The 22,840-nt window shown below is 57.3% G+C and carries 18 protein-coding genes; 10 read left to right on the top strand and 8 right to left on the bottom strand.

Going from position 1 to position 22,840, the window contains the following annotated elements; genetic code table 11:
• Nucleotides 1-16: 16 nt before the first annotated feature.
• Both rsmG and mnmG read right to left on the bottom strand, forming a co-directional pair.
• A complete protein-coding gene (gene rsmG, locus HX817_RS20320) occupies nucleotides 17-661 on the bottom strand; it encodes a 16S rRNA (guanine(527)-N(7))-methyltransferase RsmG (RefSeq protein WP_003213561.1) in 645 nt (214 codons plus the stop codon).
• Complete coding sequence (gene mnmG, locus HX817_RS20315) at nucleotides 658-2,550, bottom strand: tRNA uridine-5-carboxymethylaminomethyl(34) synthesis enzyme MnmG (RefSeq protein WP_087694608.1); 1,893 nt, start codon at nucleotides 2,548-2,550, stop codon at nucleotides 658-660. Before mnmG ends, rsmG begins: the two co-directional genes overlap by 4 nt.
• Nucleotides 2,551-3,136: 586 nt before the next feature.
• Here mnmG and HX817_RS20310 point away from each other — a divergent pair.
• From HX817_RS20310 to HX817_RS20300, 3 genes are all read left to right on the top strand, one after another.
• Nucleotides 3,137-3,643, top strand: a complete 507-nt coding sequence (locus HX817_RS20310) for a sigma-70 family RNA polymerase sigma factor (RefSeq protein WP_008439546.1) — start codon at nucleotides 3,137-3,139, stop codon at nucleotides 3,641-3,643.
• Nucleotides 3,643-4,587, top strand: coding sequence for a FecR domain-containing protein (locus HX817_RS20305; protein ID WP_087694576.1), 945 nt, complete (start codon nucleotides 3,643-3,645; stop codon nucleotides 4,585-4,587). The genes HX817_RS20310 and HX817_RS20305 overlap by 1 nt, the downstream gene beginning before the upstream one ends.
• Before the next feature lie 93 nt (nucleotides 4,588-4,680).
• Nucleotides 4,681-7,122, top strand: a complete 2,442-nt coding sequence (locus HX817_RS20300; protein ID WP_102370204.1) for a TonB-dependent siderophore receptor — start codon at nucleotides 4,681-4,683, stop codon at nucleotides 7,120-7,122.
• A gap of 22 nt (nucleotides 7,123-7,144) precedes the next feature.
• On the opposite strand, the gene mnmE is transcribed toward HX817_RS20300, so the two are convergent.
• The 5 genes from mnmE to rpmH all read right to left on the bottom strand — a co-directional run bounded on the left by mnmE (nucleotide 7,145) and on the right by rpmH (nucleotide 11,074).
• The gene (mnmE, locus tag HX817_RS20295) at nucleotides 7,145-8,515 is read right to left on the bottom strand and encodes a tRNA uridine-5-carboxymethylaminomethyl(34) synthesis GTPase MnmE (protein ID WP_008439550.1); all 1,371 of its coding nucleotides are present in this window, start codon (nucleotides 8,513-8,515) and stop codon (nucleotides 7,145-7,147) included.
• A gap of 80 nt (nucleotides 8,516-8,595) precedes the next feature.
• Nucleotides 8,596-10,278, bottom strand: a complete 1,683-nt coding sequence (gene yidC / locus HX817_RS20290; protein WP_003213572.1) for a membrane protein insertase YidC — start codon at nucleotides 10,276-10,278, stop codon at nucleotides 8,596-8,598.
• A gap of 2 nt (nucleotides 10,279-10,280) precedes the next feature.
• The gene (gene yidD, locus HX817_RS20285) at nucleotides 10,281-10,526 is read right to left on the bottom strand and encodes a membrane protein insertion efficiency factor YidD (RefSeq protein ID WP_003213574.1); all 246 of its coding nucleotides are present in this window, start codon (nucleotides 10,524-10,526) and stop codon (nucleotides 10,281-10,283) included.
• Complete coding sequence (rnpA, locus tag HX817_RS20280; RefSeq protein WP_010168490.1) at nucleotides 10,519-10,923, bottom strand: ribonuclease P protein component; 405 nt, start codon at nucleotides 10,921-10,923, stop codon at nucleotides 10,519-10,521. Before rnpA ends, yidD begins: the two co-directional genes overlap by 8 nt.
• Nucleotides 10,924-10,939: 16 nt before the next feature.
• Nucleotides 10,940-11,074, bottom strand: a complete 135-nt coding sequence (rpmH, locus tag HX817_RS20275) for a 50S ribosomal protein L34 (protein ID WP_003213577.1) — start codon at nucleotides 11,072-11,074, stop codon at nucleotides 10,940-10,942.
• Nucleotides 11,075-11,659: 585 nt separating this feature from the next.
• On the opposite strand from rpmH, the gene dnaA reads away from it, so the two are divergent.
• The 4 genes from dnaA to gyrB are packed head-to-tail and all read left to right on the top strand — an operon-like array spanning nucleotide 11,660 to nucleotide 17,875.
• Entirely contained in the window at nucleotides 11,660-13,180 is a 1,521-nt protein-coding gene (gene dnaA, locus HX817_RS20270) for a chromosomal replication initiator protein DnaA (RefSeq protein ID WP_032868695.1), read from the top strand.
• A 39-nt stretch (nucleotides 13,181-13,219) separates the two neighbouring features.
• Nucleotides 13,220-14,323 (top strand): DNA polymerase III subunit beta, encoded by a 1,104-nt coding sequence (dnaN, locus tag HX817_RS20265; RefSeq protein ID WP_003213582.1) that lies wholly within the window; start codon nucleotides 13,220-13,222, stop codon nucleotides 14,321-14,323.
• Between the two features lie 20 nt (nucleotides 14,324-14,343).
• A complete protein-coding gene (gene recF, locus HX817_RS20260; protein ID WP_003213585.1) occupies nucleotides 14,344-15,447 on the top strand; it encodes a DNA replication/repair protein RecF in 1,104 nt (367 codons plus the stop codon).
• 4 nt (nucleotides 15,448-15,451) lie between these two features.
• Nucleotides 15,452-17,875, top strand: coding sequence for a DNA topoisomerase (ATP-hydrolyzing) subunit B (gene gyrB / locus HX817_RS20255; protein WP_003213587.1), 2,424 nt, complete (start codon nucleotides 15,452-15,454; stop codon nucleotides 17,873-17,875).
• Nucleotides 17,876-17,968: 93 nt separating this feature from the next.
• On the opposite strand, the gene HX817_RS20250 is transcribed toward gyrB, so the two are convergent.
• Nucleotides 17,969-18,691: a response regulator transcription factor gene (locus HX817_RS20250; protein WP_177040965.1), complete on the bottom strand. Its 723-nt coding sequence runs from the start codon at nucleotides 18,689-18,691 to the stop codon at nucleotides 17,969-17,971.
• Between the two features lie 173 nt (nucleotides 18,692-18,864).
• Between HX817_RS20250 and HX817_RS20245 the strand changes: the two genes are divergently transcribed.
• From HX817_RS20245 to HX817_RS20235, 3 genes are all read left to right on the top strand, one after another.
• On the top strand, nucleotides 18,865-19,116 hold the full coding sequence (locus HX817_RS20245) for a hypothetical protein (RefSeq protein ID WP_003213590.1): 252 nt from the start codon (nucleotides 18,865-18,867) through the stop codon (nucleotides 19,114-19,116).
• Nucleotides 19,117-19,385: 269 nt separating this feature from the next.
• On the top strand, nucleotides 19,386-20,381 hold the full coding sequence (locus HX817_RS20240; protein WP_256348805.1) for a FecR domain-containing protein: 996 nt from the start codon (nucleotides 19,386-19,388) through the stop codon (nucleotides 20,379-20,381).
• Nucleotides 20,382-20,399: 18 nt separating this feature from the next.
• Nucleotides 20,400-22,691 (top strand): CHASE2 domain-containing protein, encoded by a 2,292-nt coding sequence (locus tag HX817_RS20235; protein WP_177040963.1) that lies wholly within the window; start codon nucleotides 20,400-20,402, stop codon nucleotides 22,689-22,691.
• Nucleotides 22,692-22,840 lie beyond the last annotated feature (149 nt).

Here is a 22,840-nt window from a genome sequence, read left to right as displayed (position 1 = left end):
TTGCTTGTGTTCCCAATCATGCCGTGCGGCGCAGTATCAGCAGATGGCGTTGGCCTTGGCAACCGGGTACGGCCAAGGCGTGTTCGCTATCGAGGTGGAAGTCTGCCGGCAATGCTAACAGCTCGTCGCTTGGATGAACGCCCTTCATTGCCAGCCAACGGGTATCGCGGTCGCCGAGGTGGCGGGTCCAGTTGCTGAAGTTCTCCATGCTGCTGAACGCCCGGGAAACAATTCCGTTGAAAGGCTGTTCAGGCGTAAAGGCTTCGACGCGACTGTGGATAACTTGCAGGTTATCCAGCTTGAGTTCGAGTTTGACCTGGGTCAGGAAGCGGGTTTTCTTGCCGTTGCTGTCCAGGCAGGTCACTTGCGACTCCGGAAACAGGATCGCCAGCGGGATGCCGGGCATGCCCCCGCCGCTGCCAACGTCGAGCCAGCGGCCGTTTTCGATAAACGGCATGACACTGAGACTGTCGAGCAGATGGCGGGAGACCATTTCGTCCGGGTCACGCACCGCAGTGAGGTTGTAAGCCTTGTTCCATTTGATCAACAGGGCCAGATAACCCAGCAGCAACTCGTGCTGGGCTTCGGTCAGGTTGACGCCAAGCTGGCGAGCACCTGTGGATAACTCTTCGGCGTGTTGCGAGGTGACCAACGAACTCAAGCGCTTTGCTCCAACTGACGGCCCGCGCCGCGTTTTTTCAAATGAATCATCAACAGCGAAATGGCTGCCGGCGTGACGCCCGGGATACGGGACGCCTGGCCCAGGGTCTCCGGTCGAGTTATCCCCAGCTTGCCTTGGATCTCTTTCGACAGCCCGGAAATGTTTGTGTAATCGATATCCACAGGCAGCTTGGTGTCTTCGCTGGCCCGCAGACGAGCGATCTCATCCTGCTGACGGTCAATGTAACCGGCGTATTTGGTCTTGATTTCGACCTGCTCGGCAACCTGTGGATCTTCTGCGCCAGCGCCGGTGACCGAGATCAGACCAGCGTAGTCGATTTCCGGCCGGGACAGCAGGTTCAGCAAGTTGTATTCGTGAGTCAGCGGCGTGCCGAATTTTTCGGCAATCGCATCGCCTTGCTCGGTGCCCGGGCGAACCCAGGTACTTTTCAGGCGTTGCTCTTCCAACTCGATACTTTCGCGTTTTTTGCAGAAGGCCGCCCAACGCACGTCGTCGACCAGGCCCAATTCGCGACCTTTTTCGGTCAAGCGCAGGTCGGCGTTGTCTTCCCGCAGGATCAGACGGTATTCGGCCCGGGACGTAAACATCCGGTACGGTTCCTGGGTTCCGAGGGTGATCAGGTCGTCGACCAACACACCGATGTACGCCTCATCGCGACGCGGGCACCAGCTGTCTTTGCCCTGTGCACGCAGTGCCGCGTTGGTTCCGGCCAGCAAACCCTGGGCGCCGGCTTCTTCGTAACCGGTGGTGCCGTTGATTTGCCCTGCAAAGAACAAACCGCCGATGACCTTGGTTTCCAGGCTGTATTTCAGGTCACGCGGGTCGAAGTAGTCGTACTCGATGGCGTAGCCAGGACGCACGATGTGCGCATTTTCCATACCGCGAATCGATTGCACGATCTGGATTTGCACGTCGAACGGCAGGGACGTGGAAATTCCGTTCGGGTACAGCTCGTGGGTAGTCAGACCTTCCGGTTCGATAAAAACCTGGTGGCTTTCCTTGTCGGCAAAGCGGTGGATCTTGTCTTCGATCGACGGGCAGTAGCGCGGGCCAATACCTTCGATCACCCCGGAATACATCGGCGAACGGTCGAGGTTCGCAGCAATGATTTCGTGGGTGCGGGCGTTGGTGTGGGTAATCCAGCAACTGACCTGCTTCGGATGCTGTTCCTTGGAGCCCATGAACGACATCACCGGAATCGGTGTATCGCCGGCTTGCTCGGTCATCACCGAGAAATCCACAGACCGGCCATCAATTCGCGGCGGCGTGCCGGTTTTCAGGCGACCAACACGCAGTGGCAGTTCGCGAAGGCGCTGAGCCAGGGCGATTGACGGTGGATCACCGGCGCGGCCACCGGAATAGTTCTGCATACCGATGTGGATAAGTCCGCCGAGGAAGGTACCGGTGGTCAACACCACGGATTCTGCGAAGAAACGCAGGCCCATTTGCGTGACAACACCGCGTACCTGGTCTTGTTCGACGATCAGGTCATCGGCTGCCTGTTGAAATATCCACAGGTTCGGCTGGTTTTCCAGGGTTTCGCGGACAGCGGCCTTGTACAGGATGCGGTCGGCTTGAGCACGTGTGGCTCGTACGGCCGGGCCTTTGCGACTGTTCAATACGCGAAATTGAATACCACCCTTATCGGTGGCCATGGCCATCGCGCCGCCCAGGGCATCGATTTCCTTGACCAGGTGGCTTTTGCCAATCCCGCCGATCGCGGGGTTGCAGCTCATGGCGCCGAGGGTTTCCACGTTATGCGTCAGCAACAGGGTTTTTGCCCCCATGCGTGCTGACGCCAGTGCTGCCTCGGTACCGGCATGACCGCCGCCGATGACGATCACTTCAAAACGGGAAGGGAAATCCACCACGCACCTCGTGCCTGCTTCTGTAGGTAATTAGGAATGAGCGTTCGAGATCAGGTTTTCGAACGAGTCGGCAAGTATAGGGACTTCGCCCTTCCTAAAGAACCCTTTGCACAAAATTTAACCAGCTGTGGATGAATCACGAACAATAGAAATTAAAAGAGAGAAATTTATTAAATCTTTGTTTTTATGTTTATTTCTACTGAGGCATGTTTCTGTGGATAGATCTCTACAGGCCTTTATTTACGATATGTACAGAGATTCTAAAGTCTGTGGTTAGGTGCCAATGAGGCCCTTGGATAAGTGCTTTAAGCCTGTGGATTAAACGGGTGGTTATCCACAGAGGGGTTTTTACTCAGGTTTCAAGCCTGGTTATCAACCGGGCACAGGGGTGGTTATTCACAGGGCTTAATCCACAGAAAATACGGATCCCGATAAGTTTTAGGCAGGCAGATGCCTCCGAAAATCCTCGGTCAGGCAGGAAACAGTTCATTTGCATTTGTGAAACGGGTTGATGGAACGCCTATTGTGAGAAAGCGTCACGGCAGTTAATAATAGTTATTATCATTAACCTGCCTCGTCACCTCTCATGGCCCTTCCCTCGCATACCGTTGCAGTCCAACACATCTATGAGCAGCACCATTCGTGGTTGCACAGCTGGCTCAAGGGAAAGTTGCATAACGCCTGCGATGCAGCTGACGTGGCACACGATACGTTCGTGCGGATCCTGGGGGGCCGCAATGCGACGCAGATCCTCGAGCCCAGGGACTATCTGGCCACAGTTGCCCGGGGACTGGTGATTGACCGCTATCGTCGCCGCGCCATTGAGCAGGCCTATCTGCAAACCCTGGCAGACCGGCCCGAAGCGATCGCAATCAGTGAAGAAGACAAGGCCATCATCATTGAAACCCTCGTTGCTGTGGATAAAGCCTTGTGTGGGCTGGGGGAGCGGGCCAGGCGAATTTTCATGCTGTCCCAGGTCGAAGGCCTGACTTATCAACAGATCGCCGATCAGTTGCGTGTCTCGCTGACCACCGTCAAGAAACATATGGTTCGGGCCCTGACTGAATGCGCCTTGATCATGGCGGGCATGTAATGGCTGCCCCGGATCGCAAGACGTTCGAAGCCGCCGCCAGTTGGTACGTGCAATTTCAATCGCAGCCACCGACACCCGCGCAACAAAGTGCCTGGCAGCAATGGCTCAACGGCGACCCCTCCCATCAGGCGGCCTGGAACCAGATGGAGCAGTTGCAACGTGGCCTCGGTGCGCTACCCAAGGACTTCACCCGTCGTGCGCTCTCGGCCAGTCAACAACGGCGGCAAGTGCTCAAGCTGATGCTGATGCTCGGTGCCGCCGGGTACTTGGGGTGGAACGTTCAACAACACACATCCCTGGGCAACCTCTGGGCTGACTATCGGACCAAGGTCGGCGAACGACGGCGAATCGGGTTGGCCGACGGCACTCAAATTGACCTCAATACGAACACGGCTATCGACGTACTTTTCGATGGGCAGCAGCGACTGGTCCGTTTGCGTGAGGGGGAAGTACTTATCCACACCGGAAAGTCGGGCCGGCAAACACCGTTTTATGTCGAAACCCATGAGGGTCGTGTTCAAGCCTTGGGTACGCGGTTCACTGTTCGCCAACTGCAAGGGTCGACGCGGGTTGGTGTGCTGGAAGACCGGGTCAGCGTGCAACCCGTCGACCAGCCGGCCCATAGCCGAGTGCTCGGACCTGGTGAAAGTGTCGACTTCGGCACGCAAGACGTAGGCCCCAGCCATATCTATCGCGGGAACCAAGCCGCATGGGTCGACGGCCAACTGATCGTTCTGGATGCGCGACTGGGGGATGTCATCGACGAACTGGCGCGCTATCGGCCGGGCGTTATGCAGTGCGATGCCGCATCAGCGCGGCTGCGGGTGTCCGGCACTTTCCGTCTGGATTCCACCGACGCCGTATTGGCCAACCTGCAGGTCACGCTGCCGATCCACGTGAAGTATTTCACGCGCTATTGGGTCTCCGTCACGCTTACAGCTTGATACTGAAAAAATACTCTCAACGGGGGTTATCTTTTTTTTACCTGGCACGGCCCTACAGGTAATCACGATGCTACCTTCAGGGCTTACTCACACATGCGCCTTCCTACAAAACTTCGCCAGCGTCTCTCCCATCACGGCATCACGTATGGCTTGCTGCTGGCCACGGCAGCGACTGCCAGCACCTTGCTATGCACTCGGGCCATTGCTGCCAGCCCAGTGCAACATTACGTGATCGCCTCCGGGCCACTCGACAATGCCTTGAGCCAATTCGCGTCGAAGGCCAATGTGATTCTGTCATTCTCGCCGCAGCAGACGGCGCGCCTGCAAAGTCCTGGGCTGGAGGGTGACTACTCGGTGGAGCAAGGGTTTGCGTTATTGCTGCAAAACTCGGGATTGCAGGCGGCGGTTCAAGGCCCCGGCAGCTACGCGCTGCAGCCGGCTGCGAGCGGGGAACAGCTCATGCTGGCCCCCACTACTGTCAGCACTTATCAACAGACTGGGTTCAATCAGGAAATTGCCGGGGACGTAGGTTACAAGGCGCAAAACAGCCGAATCGGTACCAAGACCAGCACACCATTGTCGGAAACCCCGCGCTCGGTGTCGGTGGTGACCGGCCAGCGCATCAAGGATCAAAAATCCCAGACGCTCACAGAAGTGCTGGGCTATGTGCCGGGAATCTTTGCCCCTCCCTTCGCTGCGGGCGACGGGCTGGCCGGTGACTTGTTCTTCATTCGCGGTTTCAACGCTACGGATTATGGCTACGGCCTGCTGCGCGATGGCTTGCGAGTCCAAGGCAACCGGTATGACACCACCAGCGAACCTTATGGCCTGGAACGGGTGGAGATATTCCGTGGCCCTTCTTCCCTGCTCTACGGCGAAAACGCACCCGGTGGCCTGGTCAACCTGGTGAGTAAACACCCGACAGCTACACCACAAGGCGAAGTTCAGCTGACCTACGGTTCTAATAACCGGCGCCAGGTGGGTGTGGATATCTCCGGTCCCTTGGACGACAGCGGCAATATCCTTGGACGGGTGGTGATGCTCGGCAGGAAGTCCGACACCCAGACCGATCACGTTCCCGATGACCGTCTGTATATCGCACCGTCCCTGACCCTCAATTTCGACGACTACAACACCCTGACGCTGCTGGCCAACTACCAGAAAGACCACACCAATCTTGAACTTGGCCTACCTGCAGCAGGCACGTTACTGACCAACCCCAACGGAAAGCTCTCCAAGCACACCATGCTCGGTGACCCGGATTGGAACACCTTCGAACGGGAAACCTGGAGCACCGGCTACGAGTTCAGCCACAGCTTCAATGATGACTGGCAGTTTCGGCAGAACTCGCGCTACATGCAGTCGCGAATCACCCGCCATGAAACCTGGCCAGGCAACCTGAATAATGCGGGGTTCGGCACACAGCTGAACATGAATGCCTACGACCGCTACAACAAATCGATGGTCTACTCGCTGGATAACCAGTTGGAAGGCAAATTCCAGGTAGGCGGGCTGGAAAATACCGTGCTGTTCGGTGCCAGCTATGACCGTACCTCGTTCAGCCAGGATTGGAATGCCGGATTTGCAGGCACGATCAATGTGTATAACCCGGTGTACCTGAGGGACCCATTGACGCCTCTCGCGGTGCAAAACACGTTGCTCGAACAGCAGATGAAAGGTGTTTATGCACAGCTTCAGAGCAAGTATGACCACTGGTTATTCTTGCTCGGCGGGCGGCAGGACTGGGTCGACAGTGATTTTCGCGACAAGGTGGCCAAGGCCGGCAACATCAGCTCTGAAGACCGCAAGTTCACCTATCAGGGCGGGATCATGTACCAGTTCGACAATGGCCTGACGCCATATGTCAGCTACTCGACCGCGTTCGTTCCGGTACAGCAGATCTCCAATGCCGGCACACCGCTGGACCCGATCACCAGCAGTCAATACGAAGTAGGCCTCAAGTACGAGCCGATCGGCTGGGACACGGCGATGACGTTGTCGGTCTATGACTTGCGCAAGCAGGACGACACGTACCTCGACGCCACGACCAATACCTACCGCCAGGTCGGCGAAAGCCGGGCCAAGGGTGTGGAAGTGGAGGTCAACAGCAACCTCACACCTAATTTGAACGTGACTGCGGCCTACACCTACACCGATGCTCGTATTACCAAGGATTCGGCAACGTCGCTCGTGGAAGGTCACCAGATGACCGGTGTTCCGCGTAATCAGGCTTCGGTCTGGGGCAAATACCGCTTTCTTGATGGCCAGCTCAAGGGCTTGTCCGTCGGCGGCGGCGTGCGCTACTTCGACAGCACTTTCGCTTACACCGCGCCTTCTCTTTACGGGAAGCTGGATGCTGGAAGCGTGACGTTGGTGGATGCCGCCATTGGTTACCAGATTGACCAGCACTGGTCGGTAGACGTGAATGCGAAGAACCTGTTCGACAAGGAGTATGTGTCCGGCTGCAACGATGCGGGCCGCTGCTACTGGGGTGAAAGCCGGACGCTACTCGGAACTGTTTCCTACAACTGGTAACCAGCCAGCTGTGGATAACCGCCTATTTCCCGATACAGAAGCTTGAAAAGATCCGCCCCAACAAATCATCGGAGCTGAATGCGCCGGTGATCTCCCCCAACAGCTGCTGCGCCTGGCGTAAATCCTCAGCCAGCAGCTCACCGGCTCCTGCCAGCGTCAGTTGCGCACGGCCATGCTCGAGGGCGGCGCTGGCATGCCGCAGTGCCTCCAGGTGCCTGCGACGAGCGCTGAAGCTGCTTTCCGAAGTCTGCTCGTAGCCCATGCACGCTTTCAGATGATCGCGCAGCAGTTCCAGCCCTTCTCCTGCAGCCTTGGCACTCAAGCTGATTGTCACGTGGCCATCTTCACTGACTTCCAGGGCAATTGCCTCGCCCGTCAGGTCAGCCTTGTTGCGAATCAGCGTGACCTTGGCCGGGTCCGGCCGTTGTTCGAGGAATTCCGGCCACAGTGCGAACGGGTCTGCAGCCTCTGGCGCGGTGGCATCCACCACCAGCAACACGCGGTCAGCTTCCGTGATGGCCTTCAACGCGCGTTCCACCCCGATCTTTTCCACCTGGTCATCGGTGTCACGCAGTCCAGCGGTGTCCACCACATGCAGGGGCATGCCATCGATGTGGATATGTTCGCGCAGGATATCCCGCGTGGTGCCGGCGATCTCGGTGACGATCGCGGCCTCTCGCCCGGCCAGGGCATTGAGCAGGCTCGACTTGCCGGCGTTGGGACGGCCGGCAATCACCACGGTCATACCGTCGCGCAGCAAGGCACCTTGCCCGGCTTCGCGCAGCACTGTGGATAACTCATCACGAACCTTATCCAGCATCGCCAGGACATGCCCATCGGCAAGGAAGTCGATTTCTTCCTCCGGGAAATCAATCGCGGCCTCCACGTAGATGCGCAAGCTGATCAATTGCTCGGTGAGGTTATGCACACGCAGGGAAAACGCGCCCTGCAACGAGCGCAACGCATTGCGCGCAGCTTGTGCAGAGCTGGCTTCGATCAGGTCGGCAATCGCCTCGGCCTGGGCCAGGTCGAGTTTGTCGTTGAGGAACGCGCGTTCGCTGAATTCACCCGGACGTGCCAGGCGGCAACCCAACTGCAGGCAACGCTGCAGCAGCATGTCCAGAACGATCGGGCCGCCGTGGCCTTGCAGTTCTAGGACGTCTTCGCCGGTAAAGGAGTTCGGCCCCGGGAAATAAAGGGCGATACCTTCATCCAGCACTTCTTCATCAGCACCTAAAAACGGCCCGTAATGCGCATACCTCGGCTTCAGTTCCCGCCCACTGATGGCCTGGGCCGCCACGCCGGCGAGCGGCCCGGAAATACGAACGATACCGACACCACCACGACCTTGAGCGGTGGCGACAGCGGCGATGGTTTCACGAGGAGCGCTCATGGCGGGTACCCGGATAAAAATGACAGAAAGCAAAACGCCCCACTAGGGGGCGTCTTGAGTGGTGTTATCCACAGAGTAAATTACGCCTCGGCTTTTTTGGTAGCCGCTTCGATTTTACGTGTGATGTACCACTGTTGGGAGATCGACAGGCAGTTGTTGACCACCCAGTACAGCACCAGACCAGCCGGGAACCACAGGAAGAAGAAGGTGAAGATGATTGGCATCATTTTCATTACCTTGGCCTGCATCGGGTCCGGCGGAGTCGGGTTCAGACGCTGTTGGATGAACATGGTCGCGCCCATGATGATCGGCAGGATAAAGAACGGGTCTTTGATCGACAGGTCAGTTATCCACAGCATGAACGGCGCCTGGCGCATTTCCACGCTTTCCAGGAGCACCCAGTACAACGACAGGAACACCGGCATCTGCACCAGAATCGGCAAGCATCCACCCAACGGGTTGATCTTCTCTTTCTTGTACAGCTCCATCATGGCCTGGGACATTTTCTGCCGGTCATCGCCATGTTGTTCTTTCAGCGCGGCCAGTTTCGGGGCCACGGCACGCATACGCGCCATCGACTTGTAGCTGGCAGCCGACAGTGGGAAGAAGATCCCCTTGATCAGCATGGTCAGCAGGATGATCGAGAAGCCCCAGTTACCCACAATGCTGTGGATATGTTGCAGCAGCCAGAAAATCGGCTGGGCAATGAACCACAGAATGCCGTAATCCACAGTCAGTTCCAGACCTGGGGATAACTCTTTGAGGACTGCCTGGCTCTTCGGACCGGCGTACAACGTGGCGCTGGCTTCAGCCTTGGCACCCGGAGCGACGGTCAACGTCGGGCCAGTAAAGCCAATGATGTAGTTGCCTTGGCTGTCTTTGCGGGTTTGAACCAGGTTGGCATCACCTTTGTTCGGGATCCATGCGGTCACGAAGTAGTGTTGCAACCAGGCAACCCAGCCACCTTGAACGGTTTCTTTCAGCGCGCCCTTGTCGATATCTTTCATCGACACTTTTTTGTACGGCTCGCTACTTGTCCACAGGGCTGCGCCCAGGTAAGTCGCGGTGCCGGTGGCAGTGCTGGAAGAAGGATCGGCGCTGTTGTCACGCTTGAGCTGGGCAAACAGGTTGCCCGTCCACGGCTTCGCGCTTTCGTTGTCGATCAGGTAAGTGACTTTCAGATCGTACAAACCGCGGGTGAAGCTGAAACGCTTGATGTAGTTGACGCCGTCGTGACTGAATTTCAGGTCGACGTTCAACTGGTTCTGGCCATCGGCCAGTTGATAAGTCTTCTGTTCGGTCGAATAAACCGGACGACCGGTAGCACGAGCATCCGGACCGTCAGTACCGGTCAGGCCACTTTGCGCCAGATATACACGTTCGCCACCGTTATCGAACAGTTGGAACGGAACATCCGGATGGTCTTGGCGACGTGGATACAGCGGCAGCTTGAGCTGGGCGATATCACCACCCTGTGGGTCGATTGCCAGGTCCAGTACATCCGTTTTTACATGGATGAGGTCTTTATTGGTGACGACCGGGGTTTCTACCGGGGTACTGGTATCGGCATTCGCGCTGGGTACATCGGCACTGGCGGCAGCATTGTTACCCAGTGGCGTATCCGGAATAGCCGGCGCCGACTGATTGGTAGCAACATTCTGAGTCGGCAGGGCAGCTTGGCCATAATCCTGGTTCCACTTAAGAACCATAGAGTAGGACACGATTGCCAGGGCGACGATCAGGATCGTGCGTTTAATATCCATGATTACTCGGCCATCGAAGAAGAACGGGAGGTAGGGATAGGCGGAACCGGGTCATAACCACCGGGATTCCACGGATGACAGCGACCTAAACGACGAAAGGTCAGCCAGCCACCGCGCAGAAGGCCATGATTTTCTATGGCTTCCAACGCGTAGCAGGAACAACTGGGGTAGAAACGACAGTGGTTTGCCATCAGGGGACTAATGGCATAGCGGTAAAACTGGATCGGAACGAGGGCCAGTTTACGCATCAGTACTGTCTACCCCTACAGTTTCGGTGCTGACAGCTGGTGCTGGCTTGTTGGTACGAGCCAAACGTTTCCAGAGCTTGCCGAAATGCTGAATCAATTCGGGGTTTTCTACGTCCCCCAAGCCTTTGCGCGCGACGATAACAATATCCCAACCAACCAGAGTTTCCTGGTGGAGGCGAAACGATTCGCGCATCAGACGCTTGAGGCGATTGCGCTCAACGGAGAGCTTTACGCTCTTCTTGCCGATCACCAACCCGAGACGGGGGTGATCCAGATCGTTGTTACGCGCAAGGAGCAGGAGATTTTTCCCCGGAACCTTGCCGGTGGGGGAGTCAAAGACTGCCTTGAAATGCCGGGGGGTTAGCAGACGCTTTTCCCGACTGAAGTCCTGACTCACCACCAGTACCGGATTATCAAACTGCCAGACGCGCACGACCTTTGGCGCGGCGACGCGACAGGACAGCACGGCCGTTCTTGGTGGCCATGCGAGCACGGAAGCCGTGAGTACGGGCGCGTTTGATGGTGCTTGGTTGGAAAGTACGTTTCATGGCGTGTTACCTGGTTCGTCCACAACGGGCCGGAATGGCCCCCGTTTTAAGAGACCGGCGATTCTAGAGAAAGCAAGCCTCTAGGTCAATTTCCAACCAGCTTTTCCTTTAATTAGATATCTGGAGGCCTGCGGACCGAATCCGGGCGATTCGCCTTTCACGAGCAATGCCATAGATATAAAAATAAAGAAGGAAGTTATTTAAAGCTTTTCTGTAAAGCTTATAAAAGCTAGGCACCCCATCTTCTGTGGATAACTGCCTTGAGGCTATATTCTACGGGCTGTACAGAGAATGACAACACGGGGGAGAAACGGTGCTCTGCCTGTGCTGCGCTATCGGATAAGCTGTGTGTGGAATGGCTAGTTATCCACAGGCCAGTTACCCACAGACTTTCGACCCCACTTGTACAACGAGCTTAGGGGCGCTTATCCACAGAGCTTATGCACAGACCATTTGTCGCCTTTTTTACGGTTAAGGCATTGATTCTTGGCGCCCTGTGAGCAACCTACATGTGGATAAGTGGGCGGCTGGCCGCTACAATGGCGGCTGTTTTTGCCTCACCGGCTTTCAACTTAGGGGATATCCGTGTCAGTGGAACTTTGGCAGCAGTGCGTGGAGCTTTTGCGCGATGAGCTGCCTGCCCAGCAATTCAACACCTGGATCCGTCCGCTACAGGTCGAAGCCGAAGGCGACGAGTTGCGTGTCTACGCACCCAATCGTTTTGTTCTCGACTGGGTCAACGAGAAATACCTGAGCCGCGTTCTCGAATTGCTCGATGAACATGGCAACGGGCTTGCTCCGGTGCTCTCCTTATTAATAGGCAGCAAACGTAGCTCGGCACCTCGTGCTGCGCCGAATGCACCGTTGGCAGCCAGTGCCTCCCAGGCTCAGGCCGCTGCGGCACCTGTTAATAACTCGCCAGCCCCGGTCGCCCAGACGCCTTCGAAATCCTCGTCGCAGAAAAACGCGCCTATAAATGAAGAGCCGTCCCGCGACAGCTTTGACCCAATGGCCGGCGCCAGTTCACAACAGGCCCCGGTTCGTGCCGAACAGCGCACCGTCCAGGTAGAGGGTGCGCTCAAGCACACCAGCTATCTGAACCGCACGTTCACCTTTGAGAACTTTGTCGAAGGTAAATCCAACCAGCTGGCCCGCGCGGCAGCCTGGCAGGTCGCCGACAACCCCAAGCATGGTTACAACCCGCTCTTCCTTTATGGTGGCGTTGGCTTGGGTAAAACTCACTTGATGCACGCCGTGGGTAACCACCTATTAAAGAAGAACCCGAATGCCAAGGTCGTGTACCTGCACTCGGAGCGCTTCGTGGCCGATATGGTCAAGGCGTTGCAGCTAAACGCCATCAACGAGTTCAAGCGGTTCTACCGTTCCGTTGATGCCTTGCTGATCGATGACATTCAATTCTTCGCCCGCAAGGAACGTTCCCAGGAAGAGTTTTTCCACACGTTCAACGCGTTGCTCGAAGGTGGCCAGCAGGTCATCCTGACCAGTGACCGTTATCCGAAGGAAATCGAAGGCCTGGAAGAGCGCCTGAAGTCGCGCTTCGGCTGGGGCCTGACCGTAGCGGTAGAACCGCCGGAGCTTGAAACCCGCGTCGCGATCCTGATGAAAAAGGCCGACCAGGCCAAAGTCGACCTGCCGCACGACGCCGCGTTCTTTATCGCCCAGCGCATTCGCTCCAACGTGCGTGAACTGGAAGGCGCACTCAAGCGGGTCATCGCTCACTCGCACTTCATGGGGCGTGACATCACCATCGAGCTGATTCGCGAATCCCTGAAAGACCTGCTGGCGTTGCAAGACAAGCTGGTGAGTGTGGATAACATCCAGCGCACCGTGGCCGAGTATTACAAGATCAAGATTTCCGACCTGCTGTCCAAGCGCCGTTCGCGCTCGGTAGCACGTCCCCGCCAGGTAGCGATGGCGCTCTCCAAAGAGCTGACCAACCACAGCCTGCCGGAAATTGGTGATGTGTTTGGCGGTCGCGACCACACCACGGTCTTGCACGCGTGCCGCAAGATCAACGAACTTAAGGAATCCGACGCGGATATTCGCGAGGACTACAAGAACCTGCTGCGTACACTGACTACTTGATGAACACCAGCGCAGCTTATTAAGGCAAGGGACTAGACCATGCATTTCACCATTCAACGCGAAGCCCTGTTGAAACCCCTGCAACTGGTCGCAGGCGTCGTCGAGCGCCGACAGACCTTGCCGGTGCTTTCCAACGTATTGCTGGTTGTCGAAGGCCAGCAATTGTCCTTGACCGGTACCGACCTGGAAGTCGAGCTGGTCGGTCGCGTCCAGCTCGAAGAGCCCGCCGAACCCGGCGAGATCACCGTGCCGGCGCGCAAGCTGATGGACATCTGCAAGAGCCTGCCCAACGACGCGCTGATCGACATCAAGGTTGATGAGCAAAAGCTGGTGGTCAAGGCCGGTCGCAGCCGTTTCACCCTGTCGACCTTGCCGGCCAACGACTTCCCGACCGTGGAAGAAGGCCCAGGCTCGCTGACCTGCAGCCTGGAACAAAGCCGACTGCGCCGCTTGATCGAGCGCACCAGCTTCGCCATGGCCCAGCAGGACGTGCGTTATTACCTTAACGGCATGCTGCTGGAAGTCTCCGAAGGCATCATCCGCGCCGTAGCCACCGACGGTCACCGTCTGGCCATGTGCTCGATGAAGGCCGATATCGGTCAGCCGGATCGCCACCAGGTGATCGTGCCGCGTAAAGGTATTCTGGAGCTCGCGCGCCTGCTGACTGAGCCGGATGGCAATGTCAGTATCGTGCTGGGCCAGCACCACATCCGCGCGACCACTGGCGAGTTCACCTTCACTTCCAAGCTGGTTGACGGCAAGTTCCCGGATTACGAGCGCGTTCTGCCTAAAGGCGGCGACAAGCTGGTGATCGGTGATCGTCAGGCCCTGCGTGAAGCGTTCAGCCGTACCGCTATTCTTTCCAACGAGAAATACCGTGGTATCCGCCTGCAATTGGCCAACGGCCAACTGAAAATCCAGGCGAATAACCCTGAGCAGGAAGAAGCGGAAGAAGAAGTGGGCGTCGACTACAACGGCGGCAACCTGGAAATCGGCTTCAACGTCAGCTACCTGCTGGACGTGCTGGGCGTGATGACCACTGAACAGGTTCGCCTGATTCTGTCTGACTCCAACAGCAGTGCCCTGGTACAAGAATCCGACAACGATGACTCGGCTTACGTTGTCATGCCGATGCGCCTGTAATCATGTTCAGCAGAAGCTAGATGTCCCTCAGTCGCGTCTCGGTCACCGCGGTGCGCAATTTGCACCCGGTGACCTTCTCCCCCTCCCCCCGCATCAATATCCTCCACGGCGCCAACGGCAGTGGCAAAACCAGCGTGCTGGAAGCCATTCACCTGCTGGGGCTCGCTCGTTCCTTTCGCAGTGCCCGCTTGTTGCCGGTGATTCAGTACGAGCAACTGGCGTGCACAGTATTTGGCCAAGTCGAATTGGCCGAAGGCGGTCATAGCAGCCTGGGGATTTCTCGTGATCGTCAGGGGGAGTTTCAAATCCGCATCGATGGGCAGAATGCTCGCAGTGCTGCGCAGCTGGCAGAAATCCTGCCACTGCAACTGATCAACCCGGACAGCTTCCGCTTGCTGGAAGGCGCGCCAAAAATCCGCAGGCAATTCCTCGATTGGGGAGTGTTCCACGTGGAACCGCGTTTCATGGCCACTTGGCAGCGCCTGCAGAAGGCCCTGCGGCAGCGGAACTCATGGCTGCGGCATGGTACACTTGACGCCGCTTCACAAGCTGCTTGGGACCGGGAACTGTGCCTGGCCAGCGCTGAAATAGATGAATACCGCCGCGCCTATATCAAAGCCTTGAAACCAGTCTTTGAGCAGACCTTGAGCGAGTTACTTGAACTCGAGGGGCTGACGTTGAGCTACTACCGTGGTTGGGACAAAGACCGGGAACTGAGTGCAGTGCTCGCGACGTCCTTGCAACGGGATCAGCAAATTGGTCACACCCAGGCCGGACCACAACGGGCTGATTTGCGCCTTAGATTGGGCGCACATAATGCTGCGGATATCTTGTCCCGCGGTCAGCAGAAGTTGGTGGTCTGCGCTTTGCGTATCGCCCAGGGGCATCTGGTTAGCCAGGCCCGGCGCGGGCAATGTATTTATCTGGTGGATGACTTGCCGTCCGAACTGGACGAGCAGCACCGCCGCGCGTTATGCCGCTTGTTGGAAGACTTACGCTGCCAGGTGTTTATCACCTGTGTAGACCACGAATTATTGAGGGAAGGCTGGCAGACGGAAACGCCAGTCGCTTTGTTCCACGTGGAACAAGGCCGTATCACCCAGACCCACGACCATCGGGAGTGAAGGCATGAGCGAAGAAAATACGAATACGTACGACTCGACCAGCATTAAAGTGCTTAAAGGTTTGGATGCCGTACGCAAACGTCCCGGTATGTACATCGGTGATACCGATGATGGCAGCGGTCTGCACCACATGGTGTTCGAGGTGGTCGATAACTCGATCGACGAAGCTTTGGCCGGTCACTGCGACGACATCAGCATCATCATCCACCCGGACGAATCCATCACCGTACGCGACAACGGTCGCGGCATTCCGGTAGATGTGCATAAAGAAGAAGGCGTTTCGGCGGCAGAGGTCATCATGACCGTGCTCCACGCCGGCGGTAAGTTCGACGATAACTCCTATAAAGTATCCGGCGGTTTGCACGGTGTAGGTGTTTCGGTAGTAAACGCCCTTTCTGAAGAGCTGATCCTGACTGTACGTCGTAGCGGCAAGATCTGGGAACAGACTTACGTTCATGGTGTTCCACAGGAACCGATGAAAATCGTCGGTGACAGCGAAAGCACTGGTACGCAGATTCACTTCAAGCCTTCGGCTGAAACCTTCAAGAACATCCACTTCAGCTGGGACATTCTGGCCAAGCGGATTCGTGAACTGTCTTTCCTGAACTCCGGTGTGGGTATCGTCCTCAAGGACGAACGCAGCGGCAAGGAAGAGCTGTTCAAGTACGAAGGCGGTCTGCGTGCGTTCGTTGAATACCTGAACACCAACAAGACCGCGGTCAATCAGGTGTTCCACTTCAACATCCAGCGTGAAGACGGCATCGGCGTAGAAATCGCCCTGCAGTGGAACGACAGCTTCAACGAGAACCTGTTGTGCTTCACCAACAACATTCCTCAGCGCGATGGCGGTACTCACCTGGTGGGTTTCCGTTCTGCACTGACGCGTAACCTGAACACCTACATCGAAGCGGAAGGCTTGGCGAAGAAACACAAAGTCGCCACCACCGGTGACGATGCCCGCGAAGGCCTGACCGCCATTATCTCGGTCAAGGTTCCGGATCCGAAGTTCAGCTCCCAGACCAAAGACAAGCTGGTGTCCTCCGAAGTGAAGACAGCGGTCGAACAGGAAATGGGCAAGTACTTCTCCGACTTCCTGCTGGAAAACCCGAACGAAGCCAAGCTGGTTGTCGGCAAGATGATCGACGCAGCACGGGCTCGTGAAGCGGCGCGTAAAGCCCGTGAGATGACGCGTCGTAAAGGTGCGCTGGATATCGCCGGCCTGCCGGGCAAACTGGCTGACTGCCAGGAGAAAGACCCTGCCCTCTCCGAACTGTACCTGGTGGAAGGTGACTCTGCTGGCGGTTCCGCCAAGCAGGGTCGCAACCGTCGCACCCAGGCCATCCTGCCGTTGAAGGGTAAGATCCTCAACGTCGAGAAGGCGCGTTTCGACAAGATGATTTCCTCGCAGGAAGTCGGCACCTTGATCACCGCCCTGGGCTGTGGCATCGGCCGCGATGAGTACAACATCGACAAGCTGCGCTATCACAACATCATCATCATGACCGATGCTGACGTTGACGGTTCGCACATCCGCACCCTGCTGCTGACGTTCTTCTTCCGTCAGTTGCCGGAGTTGATCGAGCGTGGCTACATCTACATCGCCCAGCCGCCGTTGTACAAAGTGAAAAAAGGCAAGCAAGAGCAATACATCAAAGACGACGACGCCATGGAAGAGTACATGACGCAGTCGGCCCTGGAAGATGCGAGCCTGCACTTGAACGACGAAGCCCCGGGCATCTCCGGTGAAGCGTTGGAGCGCCTGGTAAACGACTTCCGCATGGTGATGAAGACCCTCAAGCGTTTGTCGCGCCTGTACCCCCAGGAGCTGACCGAGCACTTCATCTACCTGCCATCCGTCAGCCTGGAGCAGTTGGGTGATCATGCCCACATGCAGGCTTGGTTGGCCCAGTACGAAGTCCGCCTGCGTACCGTTGAAAAATCCGGCCTGGTCTACAAAGCCAGCCTGCGTGAAGACCGTGAACGTAACGTCTGGCTGCCAGAGGTCGAACTGATCTCCCACGGCCTGTCGAACTACGTCACCTTCAACCGCGACTTCTTCGGCAGCAACGACTACAAGACGGTTGTTACCCTCGGCGCGCAACTGAGCACCCTGCTGGACGACGGTGCTTACATTCAGCGTGGCGAGCGCAAGAAAGCGGTCAAAGAGTTCAAGGAAGCCCTGGACTGGTTGATGGCGGAAAGCACCAAGCGCCATACCATTCAGCGATACAAAGGTCTGGGCGAAATGAACCCGGATCAGCTATGGGAAACCACCATGGACCCAGCCCAGCGTCGCATGCTGCGCGTGACCATCGAAGACGCCATTGGCGCGGACCAGATCTTCAACACCCTGATGGGTGATGCGGTCGAGCCTCGTCGTGACTTCATCGAGAGCAATGCCCTGGCGGTTTCCAACCTGGACTTCTGATCAGGTTGCAGCAAAAAAAAAGGCCAACGCTTAGCGTTGGCCTTTTTTATGGGCTGGATATGAGCATTTTATAAATGCTCCACGTGGAACATCTCAGTCCTCGGAAGCCGCCGTCACACTCTCCAACCGATATCCGTACCCATAGATCGTCAGCAACTGCCAACCCCGATCCGCCGTCAGCCCGAGCTTATTCCGCAGCCGATAAATATGCGTATCCAGCGGCCGCGACGACACCATCTCCTCATGGGTCCAGAACCGTTCATACAGGTACTCTCGAGACAGCGGCCGCGCCAGGTTCTCAAACAGGCACCGCGCCAGGCGGTATTCGCGCTCCGTCAGGCTGATGGGTTTTCCCGCCCTGCTCACCGTGAGTTCAGCATCATCAAAGGTCAGGTCATTGAAGGTATGCACCTCACTGACTGCAGACCTCTGCAACCCGTGGCGACGCAGAACGGCATTCACCCGAGCCTTAAGCTCATTGGGACGAAACGGCTTGCTGACGTAATCATCGGCACCACTGTTCAGCGCCTGGACGATATCGCTCTCGGCATCGCGGCTGGTAAGCATGATGGCGGCTGGCGGCGCTTCCATGTGCTCGCGGGTCCAGCGCAGCAATGCCAGGCCACTGAGGTCGGGCAGTTGCCAGTCAAGGATCAGCAAGTCGAAGGTCTCGCGGCGCAGTTGCCGCAGCAGGTCTTCTCCACGCTCGAAGCAGTGCAGGGTCCATGGCTGATCCGCAGCGCTGGGGATTTGTCGCAGTGTCTGTTCCACCCGCCGCAGTTCAGCAGGTTCGTCATCCAGTATTGCGACACGCATGGCAGGGTCCTTTCTTATTGAAGAATGCGGGCATCGAATCTGAACAATTATGGCCAGATTCTCAGGCCCTCTGAATCTCTCGGTACGCTGATATCAAATGGCCGCAAGCCATTGGAAATCGTCAACACCCAAGCTGGGAAGATACCGGCTCGAGACCTTCAGGAAAAGGATCAATGGCAATCTGGTTTTATGCTGTTTCGAGACGTATGGCCGTTCTGGGGAAGGTTGATGTATGGGGAAGACTGGTATTGGTGGTGATGGTTGCTACGCTGGGCACGGAAACGGTCGGGGCCAATAAGCCGGCGATACCTATGCCGTTCGAGGAACGGCAGACTTTGAGTGAGCCCGGCAATGGCATGGGCTTCGCCCGTTCACCGTTTCAGCAACTCAGCGAACAGCAGCAGACCCAACGTTGGGTATTTTAAGTACCCGCAAATCTGAACAAATGTTGCGAATCGGTCCGATGCACCTATGTTGTAGGTAAATTCGCTCTCGCTGGATGACACACGGATTGGAGCGACGGAAGTGCTCCGACACAGGGACGTGTCATCTTCTGCAATGGATCTCACGCTCCCAGATATTTCGGCTATCGACTGGCTACCTCATCGAGTATCGTAGACGGTACTCAAGGTCTTCCCGCTGCAAGACGCTGCCTGAAAGTGCTTTCTGATGACCCATTAGAACTAGAATCTTGATGAGCGCCATGACCTTTTTCCCTTGCCGATTCCGCTCTGCCGCTTCTACGCTGTTGAGTTCGGGCCTGATCGTTACGCTTGGCGTAGTGAGTCTTCCGGCCTTGGCACGCCCTGCCCCTCCCCGTGCACCCTATATCGACGACAACCGGATGTGCCGCGCGCAACCGCTTCCGGCAGTGGTGCAGCACCTCACGGGCGAAGCCTGGAAACTGGATGCCAAGGGTGTGTCCACGGCCCTGGAAGAAGGCATGTTCATTGATGAACAAGAAAGCGTAAAAACCTCATCGGGCGCATTTGTCAGCCTGTTGCTGGGGGACGGCTCGCGGATTGTCTTGCCCTCCAGCTCCCAGGTCCGATTGCATCTGGTCGAGGAGCAATCCATTCCCCAGGTGATTCTTGAAGAAGGTCAGGTCGAGGCTTACGTGATCAAGCGTGCCAGCGACTATGACCGTTTCCAGATCATGACCCCGGTGGGCGTTCTGGGGGTACGCGGCACGCATTTCCGTGTGCGTAACGATGGCGAACAATCGCTGGTGGAAGTACTCAACGGGCAAGTGGCGGTCAATCGTGATGACGCTCCACCGACCCCGCACCCTATCAAGAAGAAGCCCATTACCGGTCCAGTCTCTGGTGAAGTAAAGGTTGGTGCGCGGCAGGGCCTCGCGTTCAAGAAACAAGGCGAACTCAAACCCGTGGAACTGCTTGATGCGCCACGGTTGGTCGGCCAGGACGGCCAAAAGGGCGATGCGCCTGTCTGGACCCTGTTCCTGCGGCCATTGGCCGGGGCCCAGCGCTACCGGGCCCAGGTCGCGACCGATAAGGAGTTTCTGAACATCAAGCAGGAAAACTTCTCCGACAAGCCGCAAATGCGCTTCACTGGGCTGAAAGCATCGTTCTATCACGTTCGCTTGTCGGCATATGATGAACACGGGCTTGAGGGAGAAACCGGGGTTTATGACATTTTCTATTACCCACCCGCGAACCGCGTGCAGTAGTGCCCTGGACGCGAGCCGGTGAGGCTGTGGCACAGGGCTGAAAAGCGCCAACCGACTCAGGCTCAGCGGCTGTTCAATGGCCTGGTGCGCGAATGGCTGTGGGTCAGCCTGTTGCTATTACCCATCACGGCCTTCCTGTCCCTGAGCCCTGGCCTGGCCCTCAATAACCTGCTGTATGACAGCCTCCGCCGGCTGGCGCCTTTATCGGTGGATCCACGCATCCTGCTGGTAACAATCGACGACCGAAGCCTGAAGGAACTCGGCCAATGGCCGTGGTCCCGACGTGTGCATGCCGACCTGCTTGATCGGCTGAGCGCCGCCAAGCCTGCCGGCATCCTGTTTGATGTGATCTTCAGCGAGCCCGCCCGGGAGCCAGCCAATGACCTGCGCCTGGCCGAGGCTATGTGCAACGCTGGCAACGTCCTGTTGCCTTTGATTCGTGAAGGCTCGCCGCGCTACGGCCAGCCTGTGGCGCAAATCCTGCCCGTGTTGCCCTTGCGTGATTGCGCCCGTAGCGTCGGCCATATCAACGTGGAAGCGGACAGCGATGGCATCGTTCGAAGCCTGTATTTGCGTGAAGGTCCACCCGGTAATTTGACACCGCAGTTAGCCTGGCTGGCGTTTGAACTGAGCGGCCAGCGATCCGGAATGCCGGGCGCACCTGGTCCGTCGGAAAGCTCCAGCTGGCAGCGGGAAAATGCCATTCGAATTCCTTTTATTGCCAGTCATGCCGGCTTTCCCAGCGTGCCGTATATCAGTGTCTTGCGCGGGGAGGTGCCATCCGAGTTGCTGCGCGACCGCTTGATCCTGATTGGCGCTACGGCACCGGGCATGGGCGACCGTTATGTCACGCCGCTTTCGGCCAGTGTCGGCACCACCCCGGGCGTGGAGATCCAGGCAAATATTCTCAATGGCTTGCTGCAAGGGCGCAGTATTGTCGATCTGCCCGTGTGGATGGCGACGCTACTGGCCACCGCGATGGTCGCGGTGCTGTTGGGCCTTCTGCTGTTTCGCCCGCGTTATGCACTGTGGCTGACCCTCGGTTGCATGGTGGCTGCGCTTCTGGGTTCATGGGGCCTGTTGCGCCTGGGCCATTGGTGGTCGCCGGCAGCAAGTCTGATTGGCATGCTGCTCAGCTACCTGATCTGGAACTGGCGGCGCCTGAGCGTGATCCTGGCCTACTTCGGCTGGGAACTGGCACGCCTGGACAACGAACCCAAAGTGCTCCCGGAGCGCCGTCGAGCGCCCGCCAGCCAGGGTGATGTATTGCAGGGACGAATCTTCGCCCTCGAACAAGCGGTCAGCCGTACCCGGGACACTCGTCGCTTCATGGCCGATGGGCTGGAATGTTTGCCTGTAGCAACCTTGATTACCGACCCCAAGGGCAACGTCCTGCTGGCCAATCGAATTGCCCGCGATGTGTTCGGCAATGAACTGGTGGCCGAAAACCTCTTGGATCAGCTCGCCGCATTAGGTTACCCACCGCTGCAGGACGGTGTTCGCCCTGCCCTGTCGACGCTGGAGATTGTCGAGTTCCGCGACACCCTTGACCGCAGCCTGCGCCTCGACCTGGCGCCGCTGCTGCCTGCAGACGGTGACGTGGCCCTGGGCTGGCTGCTGAGCCTCACAGACCTGAGCATTGAGCGTGATGCCCAGCAGCAACGGGAGACCCTGCTGCGCTTTCTGTCCCATGACTTGCGTGCGCCGCATTCGGCGATCCTGGCCCTGTTGGATGTTCAGGACTCCGCCGCGCCGATATTTGCGCTGATCGAACAACAAGTCCGCCGTGCCCTGAACCTGACCGAATCATTCGTGCAGCTGGCGAAAGCCGAATCCGATGGCTACCAATTCCAGCCCAGCCTGTTCGCCATGTTGGTGCTCGACGCATTTGATCAAGTCGCAGTGCACGCCCAGTTGAAAGGCATTCGCCTGGTCCATCACCTGGATGAAGACGGCGAAGAAATGGTGTGGGCGGATCAATCGCTGCTGACCCGCGCCTTATTCAACCTGTTGGAAAATGCGGTGAAATACAGCCCATCGGGCACCACCGTTACGTTAAGCCTGACCCGCCATGAAGACGCGTTGGAGTGCCGCATCAGCGACCAGGGGCGAGGAATCTCCCCGCAGGATTTGCCCGAACTCTTCGCTCAATACCGGCGCTTCGCCTCGGCTCAGGGCAGTGAAGGATTGGGGTTGGGGCTGACCATGGTCAAGGCCGTCGTGGATCGTCACGGTGGGAGAATTCGCTGCGAAAGCGAGGTGGATAAAGGTACGACCTTCATCCTTCAGCTGCCATTGTGGCGAGACTGAATCGCGGCTTTTCACCTGTGCATAAAAAACCGGTCTCAAGGACCGGTTTTTTAATGCGGGAAAAACTTATGCACCTTTTCCGCTGTTTTATGAGCTTGGGAAATATGTAAGTAAATCAGCAGCCTATAAGCCAAAAAGAGCAATTCGCC

The organism is Pseudomonas sp. C6002 (assembly GCF_013385805.1).
In the GTDB taxonomy this organism is placed as follows: Bacteria; Pseudomonadota; Gammaproteobacteria; order Pseudomonadales; family Pseudomonadaceae; genus Aquipseudomonas.
The sequence above is the reverse complement of the archived record's forward strand: the minus strand, read 5'-3'. Positions and strand labels throughout refer to the sequence as shown.

What these genes read in the sequence shown, in the direction of transcription:
- HX817_RS20240 (WP_256348805.1), top strand. Translation starts at nt 19,386, where the DNA reads ATGAGCGCCATGACCTTTTTCCCTTGCCGATTCCGCTCTGCCGCTTCT.
- HX817_RS20310 (WP_008439546.1), top strand. Translation starts at nt 3,137, where the DNA reads ATGGCCCTTCCCTCGCATACCGTTGCAGTCCAACACATCTATGAGCAG.
- recF (WP_003213585.1), top strand. Translation starts at nt 14,344, where the DNA reads ATGTCCCTCAGTCGCGTCTCGGTCACCGCGGTGCGCAATTTGCACCCG.
- yidD (WP_003213574.1), bottom strand. Translation starts at nt 10,526, where the DNA reads ATGCGTAAACTGGCCCTCGTTCCGATCCAGTTTTACCGCTATGCCATT.
- HX817_RS20245 (WP_003213590.1), top strand. Translation starts at nt 18,865, where the DNA reads ATGGCAATCTGGTTTTATGCTGTTTCGAGACGTATGGCCGTTCTGGGG.
- dnaN (WP_003213582.1), top strand. Translation starts at nt 13,220, where the DNA reads ATGCATTTCACCATTCAACGCGAAGCCCTGTTGAAACCCCTGCAACTG.
- gyrB (WP_003213587.1), top strand. Translation starts at nt 15,452, where the DNA reads ATGAGCGAAGAAAATACGAATACGTACGACTCGACCAGCATTAAAGTG.
- mnmE (WP_008439550.1), bottom strand. Translation starts at nt 8,515, where the DNA reads ATGAGCGCTCCTCGTGAAACCATCGCCGCTGTCGCCACCGCTCAAGGT.
- HX817_RS20300 (WP_102370204.1), top strand. Translation starts at nt 4,681, where the DNA reads ATGCGCCTTCCTACAAAACTTCGCCAGCGTCTCTCCCATCACGGCATC.
- rpmH (WP_003213577.1), bottom strand. Translation starts at nt 11,074, where the DNA reads ATGAAACGTACTTTCCAACCAAGCACCATCAAACGCGCCCGTACTCAC.
- HX817_RS20305 (WP_087694576.1), top strand. Translation starts at nt 3,643, where the DNA reads ATGGCTGCCCCGGATCGCAAGACGTTCGAAGCCGCCGCCAGTTGGTAC.
- yidC (WP_003213572.1), bottom strand. Translation starts at nt 10,278, where the DNA reads ATGGATATTAAACGCACGATCCTGATCGTCGCCCTGGCAATCGTGTCC.
- HX817_RS20250 (WP_177040965.1), bottom strand. Translation starts at nt 18,691, where the DNA reads ATGCGTGTCGCAATACTGGATGACGAACCTGCTGAACTGCGGCGGGTG.